19 protein-coding genes and 1 pseudogene are annotated in these 14,437 nt (G+C 71.5%); 8 read left to right on the plus strand and 12 right to left on the minus strand.

Annotated elements, in window-relative coordinates:
* Both ASD90_RS09235 and ASD90_RS24265 read right to left on the minus strand, forming a co-directional pair.
* On the minus strand, positions 1–279 hold the full coding sequence (locus ASD90_RS09235; protein WP_056756298.1) for a hypothetical protein: 279 nt from the start codon (positions 277–279) through the stop codon (positions 1–3).
* A gap of 124 nt (positions 280–403) precedes the next feature.
* A complete protein-coding gene (locus ASD90_RS24265) occupies positions 404–3,088 on the minus strand; it encodes a LuxR C-terminal-related transcriptional regulator (protein WP_056754969.1) in 2,685 nt (894 codons plus the stop codon).
* 154 nt (positions 3,089–3,242) lie between these two features.
* On the opposite strand from ASD90_RS24265, the gene ASD90_RS09245 reads away from it, so the two are divergent.
* Together ASD90_RS09245 and ASD90_RS09250 are read left to right on the plus strand one after the other, a co-directional pair.
* Positions 3,243–3,827 carry a carboxymuconolactone decarboxylase family protein gene (locus tag ASD90_RS09245; RefSeq protein ID WP_056756301.1) on the plus strand — a complete coding sequence of 195 codons (585 nt, stop codon included), beginning with the start codon at positions 3,243–3,245 and terminating at the stop codon, positions 3,825–3,827.
* On the plus strand, positions 3,824–4,702 hold the full coding sequence (locus tag ASD90_RS09250) for an RNA polymerase sigma-70 factor (protein ID WP_056754972.1): 879 nt from the start codon (positions 3,824–3,826) through the stop codon (positions 4,700–4,702). The genes ASD90_RS09245 and ASD90_RS09250 overlap by 4 nt, the downstream gene beginning before the upstream one ends.
* Positions 4,703–4,724: 22 nt before the next feature.
* On the opposite strand, the gene ASD90_RS09255 is transcribed toward ASD90_RS09250, so the two are convergent.
* Together ASD90_RS09255 and arr are read right to left on the minus strand one after the other, a co-directional pair.
* On the minus strand, positions 4,725–5,288 hold the full coding sequence (locus tag ASD90_RS09255; RefSeq protein ID WP_056754975.1) for a hypothetical protein: 564 nt from the start codon (positions 5,286–5,288) through the stop codon (positions 4,725–4,727).
* A 21-nt stretch (positions 5,289–5,309) separates the two neighbouring features.
* Positions 5,310–6,263 (minus strand): NAD(+)--rifampin ADP-ribosyltransferase, encoded by a 954-nt coding sequence (arr, locus tag ASD90_RS24695; protein ID WP_056754976.1) that lies wholly within the window; start codon positions 6,261–6,263, stop codon positions 5,310–5,312.
* A gap of 127 nt (positions 6,264–6,390) precedes the next feature.
* Here arr and ASD90_RS09265 point away from each other — a divergent pair, with 127 nt between their 5' ends.
* Entirely contained in the window at positions 6,391–6,648 is a 258-nt protein-coding gene (locus ASD90_RS09265) for a DUF3303 domain-containing protein (RefSeq protein ID WP_056754979.1), read from the plus strand.
* A gap of 46 nt (positions 6,649–6,694) precedes the next feature.
* On the opposite strand, the gene ASD90_RS23460 is transcribed toward ASD90_RS09265, so the two are convergent.
* Together ASD90_RS23460 and ASD90_RS09270 are read right to left on the minus strand one after the other, a co-directional pair.
* Complete coding sequence (locus ASD90_RS23460; protein ID WP_157623124.1) at positions 6,695–6,862, minus strand: hypothetical protein; 168 nt, start codon at positions 6,860–6,862, stop codon at positions 6,695–6,697.
* 180 nt (positions 6,863–7,042) lie between these two features.
* Entirely contained in the window at positions 7,043–7,279 is a 237-nt protein-coding gene (locus ASD90_RS09270) for a hypothetical protein (protein WP_157611071.1), read from the minus strand.
* A 41-nt stretch (positions 7,280–7,320) separates the two neighbouring features.
* On the opposite strand from ASD90_RS09270, the gene ASD90_RS23465 reads away from it, so the two are divergent.
* The gene (locus ASD90_RS23465) at positions 7,321–7,503 is read left to right on the plus strand and encodes a hypothetical protein (RefSeq protein WP_157623126.1); all 183 of its coding nucleotides are present in this window, start codon (positions 7,321–7,323) and stop codon (positions 7,501–7,503) included.
* 90 nt (positions 7,504–7,593) lie between these two features.
* Here ASD90_RS23465 and ASD90_RS09275 read toward each other — a convergent pair whose 3' ends face one another.
* Positions 7,594–8,154 carry a YdeI/OmpD-associated family protein gene (locus ASD90_RS09275; RefSeq protein ID WP_056754985.1) on the minus strand — a complete coding sequence of 187 codons (561 nt, stop codon included), beginning with the start codon at positions 8,152–8,154 and terminating at the stop codon, positions 7,594–7,596.
* Between the two features lie 216 nt (positions 8,155–8,370).
* Here ASD90_RS09275 and ASD90_RS09280 point away from each other — a divergent pair, with 216 nt between their 5' ends.
* The gene (locus tag ASD90_RS09280; RefSeq protein ID WP_056754988.1) at positions 8,371–8,964 is read left to right on the plus strand and encodes a GNAT family N-acetyltransferase; all 594 of its coding nucleotides are present in this window, start codon (positions 8,371–8,373) and stop codon (positions 8,962–8,964) included.
* A gap of 12 nt (positions 8,965–8,976) precedes the next feature.
* Here the strand turns inward: ASD90_RS09280 and ASD90_RS09285 are convergent, their stop codons facing one another.
* Together ASD90_RS09285 and ASD90_RS09290 are read right to left on the minus strand one after the other, a co-directional pair.
* The gene (locus tag ASD90_RS09285) at positions 8,977–9,654 is read right to left on the minus strand and encodes a Type 1 glutamine amidotransferase-like domain-containing protein (protein WP_056754992.1); all 678 of its coding nucleotides are present in this window, start codon (positions 9,652–9,654) and stop codon (positions 8,977–8,979) included.
* A 147-nt stretch (positions 9,655–9,801) separates the two neighbouring features.
* A complete protein-coding gene (locus ASD90_RS09290; RefSeq protein ID WP_056754996.1) occupies positions 9,802–10,131 on the minus strand; it encodes a hypothetical protein in 330 nt (109 codons plus the stop codon).
* Positions 10,132–10,292: 161 nt separating this feature from the next.
* Here ASD90_RS09290 and ASD90_RS24540 point away from each other — a divergent pair.
* The 3 genes and pseudogenes from ASD90_RS24540 to ASD90_RS09300 all read left to right on the plus strand — a co-directional run.
* Positions 10,293–10,466, plus strand: a pseudogene (locus tag ASD90_RS24540) (alcohol dehydrogenase catalytic domain-containing protein); the annotation flags it as partial.
* 3 nt (positions 10,467–10,469) lie between these two features.
* On the plus strand, positions 10,470–11,156 hold the full coding sequence (locus tag ASD90_RS09295) for an NAD(P)-dependent alcohol dehydrogenase (protein ID WP_235506592.1): 687 nt from the start codon (positions 10,470–10,472) through the stop codon (positions 11,154–11,156).
* A 50-nt stretch (positions 11,157–11,206) separates the two neighbouring features.
* Positions 11,207–11,635, plus strand: coding sequence for a DUF1801 domain-containing protein (locus tag ASD90_RS09300; RefSeq protein WP_056754999.1), 429 nt, complete (start codon positions 11,207–11,209; stop codon positions 11,633–11,635).
* Positions 11,636–11,712: 77 nt separating this feature from the next.
* Here the strand turns inward: ASD90_RS09300 and ASD90_RS09305 are convergent, their stop codons facing one another.
* The 3 genes from ASD90_RS09305 to ASD90_RS09315 all read right to left on the minus strand — a co-directional run bounded on the left by ASD90_RS09305 (position 11,713) and on the right by ASD90_RS09315 (position 14,415).
* Positions 11,713–12,495 carry an ABC transporter permease gene (locus tag ASD90_RS09305; protein ID WP_056755001.1) on the minus strand — a complete coding sequence of 261 codons (783 nt, stop codon included), beginning with the start codon at positions 12,493–12,495 and terminating at the stop codon, positions 11,713–11,715.
* Positions 12,492–13,511: an ATP-binding cassette domain-containing protein gene (locus ASD90_RS09310; protein ID WP_056755003.1), complete on the minus strand. Its 1,020-nt coding sequence runs from the start codon at positions 13,509–13,511 to the stop codon at positions 12,492–12,494. The genes ASD90_RS09305 and ASD90_RS09310 overlap by 4 nt, the downstream gene beginning before the upstream one ends.
* Before the next feature lie 193 nt (positions 13,512–13,704).
* Entirely contained in the window at positions 13,705–14,415 is a 711-nt protein-coding gene (locus ASD90_RS09315; protein ID WP_082588600.1) for a PadR family transcriptional regulator, read from the minus strand.
* Between the last annotated feature and the right edge of the window lie 22 nt (positions 14,416–14,437).

Raw genomic sequence — 14,437 nt, forward strand, 5'->3', positions numbered from 1 at the left:
TCAGGCTCCTGGGGTCGAGTCGGTGTGGTGGGGTGTGCGGGGCTCGTCGTCGGTCCCGACCTGTCGGACGGAGACCAGCGGGAGGCCGATGTCGCGCAGCCGGTGCAGCAGGCCGTGCAGTGCGGCCTGGTCGGTGACGGGACCCGCGAGCAGGGTGAAGCCGTCACCGGTGGTCAGGGTGAGGCCCTCGAAGCAGGCTGCCCATCGGGCGTCGAGCCGGCCCTGGAGAAGGATCTCGTAGAACCCGGATCCGTCCGGGTCGGTGGCTGCGGTGTTCATGTCCCGCACGCTAGGGACCGAGGTGGTGAGCGGGGATCACCTCATGTGGTGAGCGAGGTGGTGATCCTCAGCAGGGGTCCGGCGGGTCCGGCGGGCTGGCGGGGTCCGCGGGCCTCCCGGAGGGTCAGAGCAGGCCGAGCTCGCGCGCCCGCGTGACGGCCGCCCGGCGCCCGCCCACGCCGAGCTTGGCGTAGACGTTCTTCGTGTGCGTGCGCACGGTGTTGAGCGAGAGGTAGAGCTCGCCCGCGATCGCCGGCCCGCTGAGGTCGGTGGCGAGGAGGCGGAGCACGTCGAGCTCGCGTGCGCTCAGCGGGTCGACGAGGCCCTGGTGCCTCGGGCCGGTCGTGGCGCCCTCGAACGCCCGGAGGAGGCGGCGCGGGTAGCGCCACGAGGGGTCCTGCCGGACGAGAGCCCCGAGCAGGTCGGCCATCGGCGCGCCCTCGCCGACGAAGGTCCGCACGTAGCCCTCCGGCTCTGCCAGCCGGAGCGCGCGCTCCAGGGTGTCGAGGGCGCGCCGGAGGCCGTGCGGCCCGCGCCCACCGCCGGTCGCGGGCGCCTGCAGGGCGAGGACCTCGATGAGTGTCCCGGTCCTCCCGCCCTGCTCGGCCGCGACCCGCAACCGGTCGAGGAGGCCGTATGCCGCAGCCCGCGCCGTCCCGTCGGCGTCCTTCTGGTGCAGCAGGATCCGCGCGAGCGTGAGGTGCTCGAACTCGCGGACGTAGCTCAGGTCGTCGTCGGCCGTGAGCTCGCGCCCCCGCGCCCAGTCGAGAGCGTCGTCGGTGCGGCCCAGTGCCACGAGCACCCTCGCCCGCCGGGCTGCGACGGGGCACACGTCCGGCGAGAAGTCGCCGACGTAGACGCGCTCGGCCTCGTCGAGCAGGTCCACGGCACCGGTCAGGTCCCCCTGGGCCTCGCGCAGCCGCGCACGGGCGACCCGCCACCGATAGGGGTTCTGCGGCAGACCGAGCCCCTCGCCCAGCGCGGCGACACGCTCGAGGTCGTCCGTCGCCGCAGCGATCTCGTTGCGCTCCAGTGCGATCTGGCTCAGACCGACGAGCATGTCGGCCTCCCCGCGCAGCGGTCCGTCGGTCTCGTGGGCCTCGGCGAGCCGGAGCGCGTCCTCGTAGGTCCGCTTGGCGTCCCCGAGGCGGCCCTGGGTGACCCGGAGGTCGCCGAGCGTGATGGAGCAGCCGAGCACGTCCGCGATGTTGCCGGCCCGCTCGAGCCCTTTCACGGCAAGGGAGTACGCGCGGTGGGCCGACTCGAGGTCACCGCCGGCCCACGAGGCGAGCCCCGAGAGCGCGGAGGCCGCCGCGACGGTCAGGTCGTCGCCGGGCGCGGCCCGGGCGATCGCCAGGTCGGCATGGGCGACGGTGCCGGCCGGGTCACCGGCGACGAGCCAGAGGGCTGCCCGGTAGGTCTCCATCGCCCCGGGCACGCGGGCCAGCTCGTGCTCCTCCAGCACCACCCGGTCCGCCGGCGGGTCGGCGAGCACCTGCTCGAGCTCGTCGAGCCGGGTCGGGACCGTCTGGAACTCGCCCCTCGACATCAGGGCCCCGATGAAGCCGACCGCGAGCACCGGCCGGCGGTGCACCACCTCGTCGGGGATCGCGTCGACCCACCCGCGGACCGTCGCCTCGTCCCGCCGGCGCAGCATCCCGATGACCGAGCGCTCCATGACGTCGGCGGCCAGCTCGACGTCCCCGGCAGCGAGCGCGTGCCGGACGGCGGGCACCGGCTCGGCCGACACGGCATACGACTCGGCGGCCCGCCGGTGCAGTCCGGCGACCTCGCCCGGCCGCTCCTCGAGGAGGTGGGCGCGGAGGACGTCGGCGAAGAGGTGGTGGTAGCGGTACCACTGGCGGCTGTCGTCGAGGGGGATGACGAAGAGGCTCGAGCGCTCGAGCGACTCGAGCATCGCCTTGCCGTTGCCCGCACCGGTCACGGCGTCGCAGAGGGAGGCGCTGAGCCGGTCGAGGATCGAGGTGTCGAGGAGGAATCGGCGGACGGCGTCGGGCTGGCGGCCGAGCACCTCCTCGACGAGGTAGTCGACGACGTAGCGGTCGTCCCCGGCGAAGCCGGCGATGAAGTGGGCGGCGTCGTCACGGCCCTGGAGCGAGAGCGCGGCCAGCTGCAGCGCGGCGATCCACCCCTCGGTGCGGCCCTCGAGCATGGCGATCTCGGGGTCGTCCAGGTCGAGCCCGACGACGTCGTTGAGGTATGCCGTCGCCTCCTCGACCGTGAAGCGCAGGTCCGCGGCGCGGACCTCGACGAGCTCTCCCCGCGCTCGCAGCCGGGCCAGGGGCAGGGCAGGGTCGGCGCGGGTGCTGATGACGAGGTGCACCTGAGGGGGCAGGTGCTCGACGAGGAAGGCGACGTCGCCGGCGATCGCGGGCCCGTCGGCGAGGTGGTAGTCGTCGAGGACGAGGTCGACGCCGTCGGGCAGGGCCTCGAGCCCGTTGAGCAGGGTCGCGAGGACCGACTCCATGGGCGGGTGCGGGGCCTGCAGCAGGGGCAGCACGCCGGCGCCCACGCCCGGCGCGGCGTTGTCGAGGGCGGTGACGACGTAGGTCCAGAACGACGCGGGCTGCTGCTCGCTCTCCTCGAGCGACACCCACGCCACGGGGCGGCCCGACGCCCCGGCCCACGCCGCCACGAGGGTCGTCTTGCCGAACCCGGCGGGTCCGGCGACGAGCGTGAGCCGGGGCGGCCACTCGCGCGTGAGGTGGTCGGTCAGGCGCGAGCGCGGCACCACGACGTGGCGCGCGCGGGGGACGTAGAGCTTGGTGCGGACCAGGGGACTCGGCACGTCTGCTCCCCTCGGTGGCCTCCGCTGCGGGTCGCTCCGACCCTAGGGCACGAGCCGGAGGTCGTTCAGGTCTCTCGACGCCCGGATGTCACATCCGGGGCGCGGCCGGTGTCTTCATGTCGACGCAACCCTGACGATCCCGCGAGGAGAGATGATGACCACCAGGATCCCCCCGAAGGAGATCACCGGCCTGTACGGCGCGGTGGTGAAGAAGTTCAGCGCCCGGATGTTCGGCCAGGTGCCCGAGTCGCTGGGCGTCATGTGGCACCACGTCCCGGTGCTCAAGGCCAGCATGCGCTTCGGACAGCAGCTGCAGAAGTGGGACGAGTGCGACGAGGGCCTCAAGTCGTTCGCACACATGGCCGTGGCCTCGCTCGTCGGCTGCTCGTGGTGCCTCGACTTCAACTACTTCATGGCCAACAACCACGGGCTCGACGTGGAGCGGGCGCGGGAGATCCCGCGGTGGCGCGAGTCCGAGGTGTTCACGCCGCTCGAGCGCGAGGTGCTGGAGTACGCCGAGGCGATGAGCCAGACGCCGCCGACCGTGACCGACGAGCTCGTCGAGAGCCTGTCGGAGCAGCTCGGCGCCGCCGGGCTCGTCGAGCTGACGAGCGTCATCGGCTACGCCAACCTGACCACGCGCTCGAACGTCGCCCTGGGGATCGAGTCGGAGGGCTTCGCCGCCGCCTGCGGCCTCAAGCCGATGGCGGAGCGTGCCGCCGTACGCTCGTCGGCATGAGCCGGGACCCGTTCCTCGTCCACCGCAGCCTGCTCTTCACCGTCGCCTACGAGATGCTCGGCTCGGCCGCCGACGCCGAGGACGTCGTACAGGAGACCTGGCTGCGGTGGGCGGACCTCGACGACGACAAGCGCGCCGAGGTGCGGGACCCGCGCGCCTATCTCGTGCGGGTCGTCACCCGGCAGGCGCTCAACCGGCTGCGGACCCTCGCCCGCCGGCGGGAGGACTACGTCGGTGAGTGGCTGCCGGAGCCGCTGCTCACGAGCCCGGACGTCGCCGAGGACGTCGAGCTCGCCGAGAGCGTCTCGATCGCGATGCTGACGGTGCTCGAGACGCTGACCCCGACCGAGCGGGCGGTCTTCGTGCTGCGCGAGGTGTTCGACGTGCCGTACGACGAGATCGCGGAGGCCCTCGGCAAGGGGACGGCGGCCGTGCGCCAGGTGGCGCATCGGGCGCGGGAGCACGTGGCGGCCCGCCGCCCCCGGGTGCAGGTCGACCGGTCGGAGCAGGAGCAGGTGCTCGAGCGCTTCATGGCCGCGGTGACGACCGGCGACGTGCAGGCGCTGATGGACGTGCTCGCCCCGGACGTCGTCCTCGTGGCCGACGGCGGCGGGATCGCGCGCGCCGCGCGGCATCCGGTCCACGGGGCCGACCGGGTGGCGGCGTTCCTCTCGGCCTTCCCCAAGGTCGCCAGCGGGGCGCAGATCGCCACCCTCTCGCTCAACGGCGGGCGGGCGGTCCGGATCGACCTGCCGGCCTTCGGCACGACCGTGGTGAGCGTGGACGTCGAGGACGGCCGGATCACCCACGTCTACGCGATGCGCAACCCCACCAAGCTGGAGCGACTCGTCGAGGAGGCGGAACTCACCCGCTGACCACGGACGCGGTGGCCGCGGCTCAGGGCACGGTGCGGCGCATGACGCAGTTGGTCATGCCCTTCGGGCGGACGTAGTCGAAGCCGGTGCGTTCGAAAAGGGTGCGGGTGCCGCTGTAGAGCACGGCCTCCCGCTTGCCGCCCTTGTCGTGGGGGTAGCCCTCGACGGTGCCGCCGCCGGACGCCGCGATGAGGTCGACCACACCCTGCAGGGCGAGGTCCGACACGTGCTTCCGGCGGTGGAGCCTGTCGACGAAGATGCACGTCACGCGGTAGTCGGGCAGGACGTCGGTCTCCGCCTCGTACTGCTTGCGGTGGCGGATGTTGGGCAGCTCGGCCGGTGACCCGAACTGGGCCCACGCCACGGCCTCGTCGCCGTCGAAGACGAGCGCGGCGTGGGCCCGGCCCTCCTCGACGAGGCGCTTCTTGAGGTCCCGGTTGGCCTCGTACTCGCGCTCCTTCTCCCAGCTCATCGTGTGGAACCACGTGCACCAGCACCCACCGAAGACGCCGCCGTGCCGCTCGATCATCGCGGCGTAGGCGTCCCAGGTGTCCGGCCCCAGCGCCCTGACCTCGTAGTCCGTCAACGTCCCCTCCTCGATCGGTCCCTAGTCGTCCATGGCTTCTATGCCGAGCTCGGCCAGCTCGCCCATGCGCGAGCGGATGTGCTCGACCATCGCCGCCGGCGGAGGCTCCCAGCCGACGATCTCCTCGACGACGCGCAACGCCTCGGTGGTGCGGTAGGAGCGGGTGGGGTTGCCGGGGAAGCGCTTGTCGGTGACGTTGGGGTCGTCCTCGATCGTGCCGACCGGCTCGACCCGGTAGACCCGCGGGGGCCCGTCGCCGCGTGCGAGCTCGGCTGCGAGCGGCGCGCCCTCGCGGGTGGCCGTGAGGTAGATGTGCCTCGACTGCCGTCCTGAGCCGTAGTTGGAGCGCCAGCCCGGCGTGAGGAGCTCGCCGACAGCCACGTCGGCCCTCGTCCCGTGGAAGAAGGGGCCCGGGTCGTCGACGACGCGCGGCGTGGGTGGCGGGTCGCGGAGCAGGCTGTCGAGCCGGGTCATGAGGGACGCGACCCGGGTGCGGCCCTGCGGCGCTCGCGGGTAGCGGGAGAGCACGTCGAGGACGACGGGGGTGGCCCGCTTGGCGGCGGCGGTGACGACGTACTCGGCCACCACAGGGTCATCGCCACGGGCGAGCTCGGCCGCCCGAGCGGCATGGGCCGCCGAACCGAGGATGTGACGCACCTGCGTCGCCTTGGCCAGCGGATGGAGGTATGCCGCCGCGGCCGCATCGCCGGCAGCGGTCGCCGCGTGCCGGGCGGGCTCGGTCGACGCGTCCTTCGCGGCGCGGTGGGCGTCGGTGGCGGCAGTGCGTTGGAGGCGGGAGCGGGGCGCGCCATCGGCGAAGGCGCGCGCCGCCTCGAGCGCGGCGGCCGGGCGCGGGTCGTCGGGCTGGGCCCTCTCGAAGAGGACGAAGGAGGGCTCGGCGCACGACACGGCATACGCAACGACGGAGCGCAGCTCGTCGATCGTCAGCTCGAAGTCCCCCGAGCGTGTCGGCATCCCCCCACGGTACGACCCGCGCATCGCGCGGCGGCAACTTCACCGATCACGAATGCCTCGGCAGGCCGTCGTGAGACTCTGGGACCTCGGGAGCGTCCGCACGGACGCACGATGACCGAGGAGCACCATGCTGTTCCACATCAAGCAATCGCATGCACCGGCGGACTGTCCGTTCGGCGCCGGAGGCTCACGCTCGCTGTTCGACGGCGACCATCCTGATGTCACGGTCCACGGCTTCTGGCTCGCCTTCCCGCAGCACACCACCTACCTCGTCGTGGAGACCGACGACATCGCTCACCTGCAGGCGTTCCTCAAACCGGGCGCTGGTGTCACGGTCTGCGAGATCACCCCGGTCAGCGACAGGCCGGTCTCCCCCAACAAGTAGCTGCCGGCCCACGCGTTGCGCACCGGGTCGTGGACCGGGCTGCCGGTCAGGCGTGATGCTGTCCTTGGCGACGGCGATGGCTTTCGATGGCGACCAAGGCGATGCCGACGGTGATCACGGCTATCCACAGACCCGATGCGCCGACGTCCGCGACCAGCAGGACCGCGCCGACGAGCAACAGGGCCACGGCGACCCAGATCAAGGGCTGTCGCATGGCGATACCTCCTTCACTCCTCCCCCTTCCATCGTGTCGCTCTGGGGTGTGGAGACCAGAGACCTTCGTCCCCTGGAAGGTCCCGTCCATCCACCACGCCGGAACGCGCAGACCGGATCGGTCATGAGTCCGCCAGGCGGTGGTGCGACACACCTGTTGGGCCCACGAGGGCGGCCGGTGTCAGGCGTGGATGAGGGAGAGGGCCCGGTCCACGGTCTCCCGCACCGACGTGGGTTCGCCGGCCGCGGTGACCACGACGCCGTATGCCATTCGCTGGGCCAGCAGGACGTCGGCGGGGGTGAGGCGTGGGCTGGCGAGTCCCGCTTCCTGAGCGGGTGGGAGGGTCGCCTCCACGAGGCGCAGGAGCCGCTCGCCGCCGTCGTAGTCGGGCAGGTTGCGTCGGGCATCGACGACCATCTCCACGAACGCCGACGCATCGACGGTCAGGTCCAGCAGCCGTGACCAGAGCCATGATCCGCGGCATCGAGAAGGACAAGCTGCACATCTACGTCGGCCCGGACTCCAGGCTGATGAGCCTGGCGATCAAGGTTGCACCACGACCCGCGATCCGCTTCGTGCAGAAGCAGATGAGCAAGCGGCTCCCGGCCCCGTCCACCCCGCCCATCCCGTCGAAGCGCTGACCGCAGGCAGATCCCACGGTGCCAGGGTCGTGTCTCGCGGAAGGTCGCGATGCGAGGCGGGCCACCGGCCGGGTCGACGTCGGCAGGGTCCTAGGAGGGGTCGCGCAGCTTGCCGCTCCTGGCGAGGTCCGGGTCGGTGCACGAGGCCAGGTCGAAGCAGCACGGCCGCCGCTTCCCGCCGTCCATCTTCGAGATGCTGACCTCGACCCTCCGTTGCCGGGTCTCGGGGCTGCTCGTCGCCTGCACCCAGCGGACCCACTCCCATCGGGCCATCGGCGTGATGTCCTGCCACACCTCGCGGATCCTCGGGGGTGCCTCGGCGAGCGCGGCGGCGAGGTCCTCAGGGACGTCGGGCTCCGGCCACTCCGGAACCACCTCAAGGGTCAGCTCGGCCGTGTCGCCGGGTCCGACTCGGGCGGCCCGTCGGAGGGTCTCGTCGACGCGGATCCAGTGACCACGTCGGCCGTCAGGCTCGACGACGGTCTCGAAGTCGTGGCCGCCGATGGATGCGTGCACGGCGACCTGCCCACGCGACGGGAGCTGCTCGCTGGCATCCTCCGGCAGGCGGACGAGGGTCGTGTCCTCGATGGCCAGCAGCTCGGCGGCGAAGGTGATCGGCGCCTGCTCGGACGATCGGGGTTCGGTTGGCATGACAAACCTCCAGCGGTGTCCGGGCTCGCCGCCCCGTGCTCTGATGCCTGCTCGGACCATCGTCCGTGCCGACGAGCTCACGGGTCAACAGCTCGTCGGCGGCACCGCTGAACGCACGGAGGCAGCCCGTTGGGCGCCGTGTGACGTATCGACGAGGTCACGGGTTGATCGTCACGACGTCGTCACTGGCTGGCGGCCCGCCACTAGTCTCGTGGTGTGCCCGAGTTCAGCTGGCGACCGGCCAACGACGCGACGACCGCGGACGTCGAGGCCGTGTTCGACACCGGCGGTGCCGGCAAGTGCCGCTGCCAGGCGCTCAAGGTCCCGGGCTGGATCTGGCGCGACACGACCCAGGAGGAGCGCGACGCCGCGCTCCTGGAGCAGGCCGGCTGTGGCACGAGCGGCCCCACCTCCGGCCTGGTCGGTTACGTCGACGGTGAGCCGGCCGGCTGGGTCGCGGTCGAGCCGCGGGAGAACTACCCGAGGATCTGGGCCCGGCAGAAGGCCTGGATGCGGATGGACCCCGACCTCGAGGGCGTCTGGTCGGTCACCTGCTTCGTCGTGCGCAAGGGCTTCCGTCGACAGGGGTTGATGTACGAGCTCGCCGCCGCGACCGTCGAGTACGGCCAGCAGGTCGGCGCTCGCGTCCTCGAGGGCTACCCCACGGAGCCGCCGCCGGGGAAGACCGTGATCTGGGACGAGGCGTCGGTCGGGCTGCTCCAGGTCTTCCTCGACGCCGGCTACGAGGTCGAGGCGTCGCCCACTCTGCGCCGGAGGGTGGTGCGCCACCGACTCGGTGCGTCGTCCTGACAGTCGGTCGCGTCAACGGTTGCGAGGGAAGAGCGTCCAGTGCCCTTCTGACACGACCTCAACGGTGCCGTCGACGACCGTGATGGCGGTCTGGTCGTCCATCGCGTACGCCGGACCCGAGATGCCCGCCGCCCACTGCACCGCCTCGGCCATGGAGTTGCCCGGCATGCCGTCGGGAGCCAGATGGGGGCAGATCGAGAAGTCGACGATGCCCAGGGTGCTGTCGTCCCCGGTCGGCGGTCTCCACTGGATGAAGTCGTCCCCGACCTCGGGGGTCATCACCATGCTTCCGGCACTCAGTCCGACCCAGACCGTCTCGCTCAGCGACGGAAGCAGGTCCGCCAGCCCCGACTGCCGCATCCAATGGCACAGGTAGAGAACATCGCCCCCGGCCACCACGAGCGCGTCGGTCTCCCGGACCAGGGGCACCCAGCGCTCTTCGTCGATGCTGGGGAGCGCGGTCAGCTCCAGCACGCCGACGGACTTCCAGCCCAGGTCGACCATGGGGTTCCCGGAGTTCCCACTGATGAACTGCCACGCCTTGACCCCAGGGCCGACCCAGGGGTGTCCGTACTGGGCGGTCGGGATGCACAGGGAGCTCGAGTCGGCGATCGGCTTGCCGAGCAGATCGACCAACGCGTCGCGGATGCTCGGGTTCGTGACGCCGCCAGACGTGAGGAGAAGCTTCATCGCTTGCCTCCAGTGTGAGCGGTCCACGGAGCCGGGTTGGTCGATCCGAGGCGGGGACCGCCCGGAATGTGTTCACACCGTACACTTTCGTCGATCGCGAGGGGGCGGCGCTGATGCGGATCACGGAAGGGCTCCTCGGTCACCCGTTCACCGTCGATGTCCGGCTGCGGGTAGCACCGTGCGAGCCGCACGAGCCGTCCAGCCCGTCGATGGGCCCCACGGCTCCGCATCGTTCGTGTCCCACGCATAGGTGGGCACACCGTCTTGGACCAGACCGAACAGCTCAGGGATCGACAGCTCTGATGCGGACCACTGGTAGAGCACGCGCAGCCGTGGCTGGATCATGCCGAGGTCGAGGATGCGCCCGAACCCGCGCTCGTTCTCGAGGTACCAGGGGAACTCTTCCTTCAGCGGGCACCGGTCGGGCATCACCCGCGAGAGCGACACGAAGATGCCGGTGATACGACCATCTCGCACAGCATCCTGCTGAGCGGTCGCAGGCATTGCTACGTTGCCGTCATGACCAGGTGTGCCGGGAGACGGACGTGAAGGCGGTCGTCTACGACCGGTACGGATCCCCTGATGTCCTGGGCGTCGAGGACGTCCCGATCCCGGTGCCCGGTGACGGGCAGGTGCGGGTGAAGGTCGTGGCGGTGTCGGTGAACCTCAGCGACTGGGAGTGCCTGCGCGGGTCGCCCTCGTATGCGCGGATCGGCGGCCTGCGCTCTCCGGCACGTCGGACGCTGGGCTCGGACATCGCGGGGGTGGTCGATGCGGTCGGGGCGGGGGTCGCCCGGTTCCAGGCGGGAGACCGCGTGTACGGCGACAACCTCGCGTTGAAGGGCGGGTTCGCGGAGTACGCGGTCGCGCCGGAGTCAGCACTGGCCCACGTGCCGGCGCAGCTCACGTTCGCCGAGGCATCGACCATCCCGCAGGCGGGCGCGATCGCGCTGCAGGGCACCGATGGCGCCATGGCGGGACGACGAGTGCTCGTCAACGGTGCCGGCGGCGGGTCCGGATCCTTCGCGATCCAGCTGGCCAAGCGGCTCGGCGCTCACGTCACCGGTGTCGACAACGCCGGCAAGCTGGACTTCATGTCCGCTGTCGGCGCGGACGAGGTCATCGACTACGACCGCGACGACTTCACCCGGCAGACCAGCGCCTACGACCTCATCCTGGATCTGGTCGCACATCTCTCGGTGTTCGCGTATCGGCGGGCGCTGGCACCTGGGGGCAGGTATCGGTGCGTCGGCGGGTCGGTGCCCACGCTGCTGCGAGTGCTGACCCTCGGCACCGTCATGGGGCGGCTCACCCATCGCCGGATCGGGGTGCTCGCCGTCAAGGAGGGGCCGGTCCACTTCGAGCCGCTGGCCGCGCTGTGCGTGGCGGGCGAGGTGAGCATCCACATCGACCGCACCTTCACGCTCGACGAGGTCCCTGCCGCGCTGGCCCATGTCGGGGAAGGGCGCGCCCTGGGAAAGGTCGTGGTCAGGGTCTCCTGAGACCTGGGTCGCGGCACCACCGGCGGCCCTTCCTTTGCCACACTGAGCTCATGGGTGAGCAGAAGACGGTGCCGACGGATGCGAGTGTTGACGACTTCCTCGACGCCGCCACACCCGCTCGCCGACGTGAGGACGGTCTGCGTCTCGCCGGGATCTTCCACGAGGTCACCGGTGCTGACCCGGTCCTCTGGGGTCCGTCGATCGTCGGCTACGGCAGCTATCACTATGTGTCGCAAGCCAACCCGCGCACGCAGGGCGAATGGATGAAGACCGGCTTCTCCCCGCGCAAGGCACAGCTGTCGCTGTACGGGCTGAAGGACCTGCCCGAGGGAGCGGCGCTGCTGCCCTCGTTGGGGAGGTACACCGAAGGCGCAGGCTGTGTCTACGTCAAGAAGCTCGACGACATCGATCTCGACGTGCTGCGCCGACTGATCGCGATCGCCTGGTCGCGGGCAGCCGACCCGCGACCGGAGCCGTGAGGACGACCCCCGTTGGACTCGCACGTATGCCACTGGGACGGGTCGGGCGACCCGTCCCAGTGGCACACGGCGTCCTCTCAGACGGACCGCTGGTAGGCGGCGAAGGCCTTCGTCGCGAGCCAGCTCATGACGATCGCGAGGGCGGTGAGCGCGCCGAGTCGCGGCCAGATAGCGGCCCAGTCCGGTGCGGCGGCCAGCCCCTCGCGGCTGACGACGACGGCCCAGTCGAGGGGGTTGTACGTCGCCGCGGTCTGGATCCAGTCGGGCGCGAGCTGCGGATCCATGATCGCCGACGACAGGAAGGCGAGCGGCAGCGAGAGCAGCTGGCTGATCCCGATGAGGGCGTTCTGGTCCCGGGACAGCAGGGCCACCGCGTTGGACAGCGCGGCGAAGACGACGGTGAGCAGGACTGCGGCGGTGAAGGTGAGCACGATGCCGGGGAAGGGGCGGTCGAAGCGGGCCCCGGCGGCATACGCGATGCCGATGATGACCGCCGTCTGGACGATCGCCGTGATGCTCTGGTAGGCGATCGTGCCGCTCATCATCGCCCCGCGCCGGACCGGCGAGGCGAGCATCCGGTCCATCACGCCGAGCGTCATGTCCTCGATGTAGACGGTGCCCGCCCAGGCCGCGGAGAACAGCGCCGTCATGGCGACGACGCCGGGGGTGAGGTACTCGAGATAGGAGCGGCCGTCGGCGCCGAAGCCGGGGATCTGGACCGCCGTCTCGAAGAGTGCGCCGAAGAGGAGCAGCCAGATGGCGGGCTGGACGAGGGTGATGGCGACGAACGCCGGCTGGCGGACGAGCGCCGTCACGGACCGCCGGGTCAGCAGTGCCGAGTGCAGGGCGAGCGTGGTCACGACGCCACCGCCTCGAACGCGCGGCCGGCATGGCGCAGGTAGACGTCGTCGAGGGAGGGCCGGGCCACCGTCGCCGACGCGACCTCCACCCCGCCCTGCTCGAGGGCGGCGAGCGCGGCTGGGATCACGGTGGCCCCGCGGTCGGTCCGGCCCCGGACCGTCCGGCCCTCGTGGACGACGTCGACGAGGGCCGGGACCCGCGACAGGCGCTGTGCGGCATCGGCGCCCGCGGCCGAGTCGGTGAGCTCGATGACGATGCTGTCGCCATGGAGCTCGCTCTTGAGCGAGTCAGGTGTCCCTTCGGCGACCACGCGCCCGTGGTCGACGATGGCGAGGCGGTCGGAGAGGTGGTCGGCCTCGTCGAGGTAGTGGGTGGTGAGGAGCACGGTCGTGCGCTCCACCGTTGCCATCCGGGCGATCTCGGCCCACATCTCGGCCCGCGCCTCGGGGTCGAGCCCGGTCGTCGGCTCGTCGAGGAAGAGGACGGCGGGCCGGTTGACGAGGCCGATCGCGACGTCGAGCTTGCGGTTCATGCCTCCGCTCCACGTGCGCGTCAGCCGGTCGGCGGCGTCGGCGAGGCCGAAACGGTCGAGCAGCTCGCCCGTCCTGCGCCGAGCCGCGTCGCGGCCGAGGCCCTGGATGCGGGCAGCCATCTCGAGGCTCTCGCGTCCGGTCATCAACGGGGCCGCGCTCGGCTTCTGGGAGACGAGCCCGATGCTGTGCCGGACGGCTGCGGGCTCCCGGAGGACGTCGTGGCCGGCGACCCGGACCGCGCCCGAGTCGGGACGGGACAAGGTCGACAGGATGCGCACGGTGGTCGACTTCCCGGCCCCGTTGGGTCCGAGGAGGCCGAAGATCTCGCCCGGACGCACCTGGAGCGTCAGCCCGTCGAGGGCCCGGACGGGCGGCTTCGAGCGCCCCACGGGGTAGGTCTTGACGAGGTCGCGGGCCTCGACGGCCCACGGGGAGTGGTCTGTTCGTGCATCTGCGACGAGGGTCGCAGGGCGGTGCGTCATGGTGACTCCTTCGATGACGACCCGGACCGGGTGGTCCGGGATGGCGGGCTCTCGCCCGGATCGTTGGGGAGTCGGTCGGTGCGGCTGCCGTAGGCTCGTGGTGTGCCTTGAGTGCCGTCAGGCAGGTCGTTCGCGACCGACTCGAGGAATGGCCCCCGTGCCCGGCGTTGCCGCGCCGGGCCGGGGGTTCTCGTCAGGCCCCGTCGGGGGCCGGACCGCTCTGGGTGGCTTGGTTCGCCAGGATGCGTCCCTCCTCCCCGAGGTGGTGGACCGGGTCGGCGAGGACCTGCTCCATCGGTATGCCGGCCGCGCGCAGCTCGTGCAGCCGGCGCCAGGTCGTGGTGCCCCCGAGGGCCCCGGAGCGGATGTCGGCCGCCAGCCCGGCGGCATACGTCCGCTCGGCGCTCAGCATCGCCTCGCGGTAGGTGCTCTCCACGAGGAAGACCTCGGGGAGGCCCTGTTCCCGAGCCCATTCGTTGCCCGCGGCGATGGAGCGCAGCTCGACATCGAGCCTGGCCACGCGCTCGTCGAGCAGGCGGGCCGCCTCGTCCGGGTGGAGGCCCGCGATGAGGGAGAGCGCGGACTCGAGGGACGACGGGTCGGTCGACGGGGTGCTGAGCAGCTCGGAGAGCCAGTCCTCGAACTCGTCCATCCCGGCCGCGGTGATCTCGTAGACGGTCCGTTCGGGGCGGTTGCCCTCGCGGAGCTTCTCGCGCTCCGCGATGAGGCCGTGCTTCTCGAGGGAGGCCACGACCGAGTAGAGCGACCCGTAGTTGAGCCGGATGCTCTTCTCCTTGCCGCGGTGCCGCAGCGTCTGGCTGACCTCGTAGGGGTGCATCGGCCGCTCCCCGAGGCAGCCGAGCACGGCCAGGGCGAGGGGGTTGCTGACGCGTCGACGTGTCATGGCGAATCCTCCGGTTGGAATA

The organism is Terrabacter sp. Root181, from assembly GCF_001428505.1.
Taxonomy (GTDB): domain Bacteria; phylum Actinomycetota; class Actinomycetes; order Actinomycetales; family Dermatophilaceae; genus Terrabacter.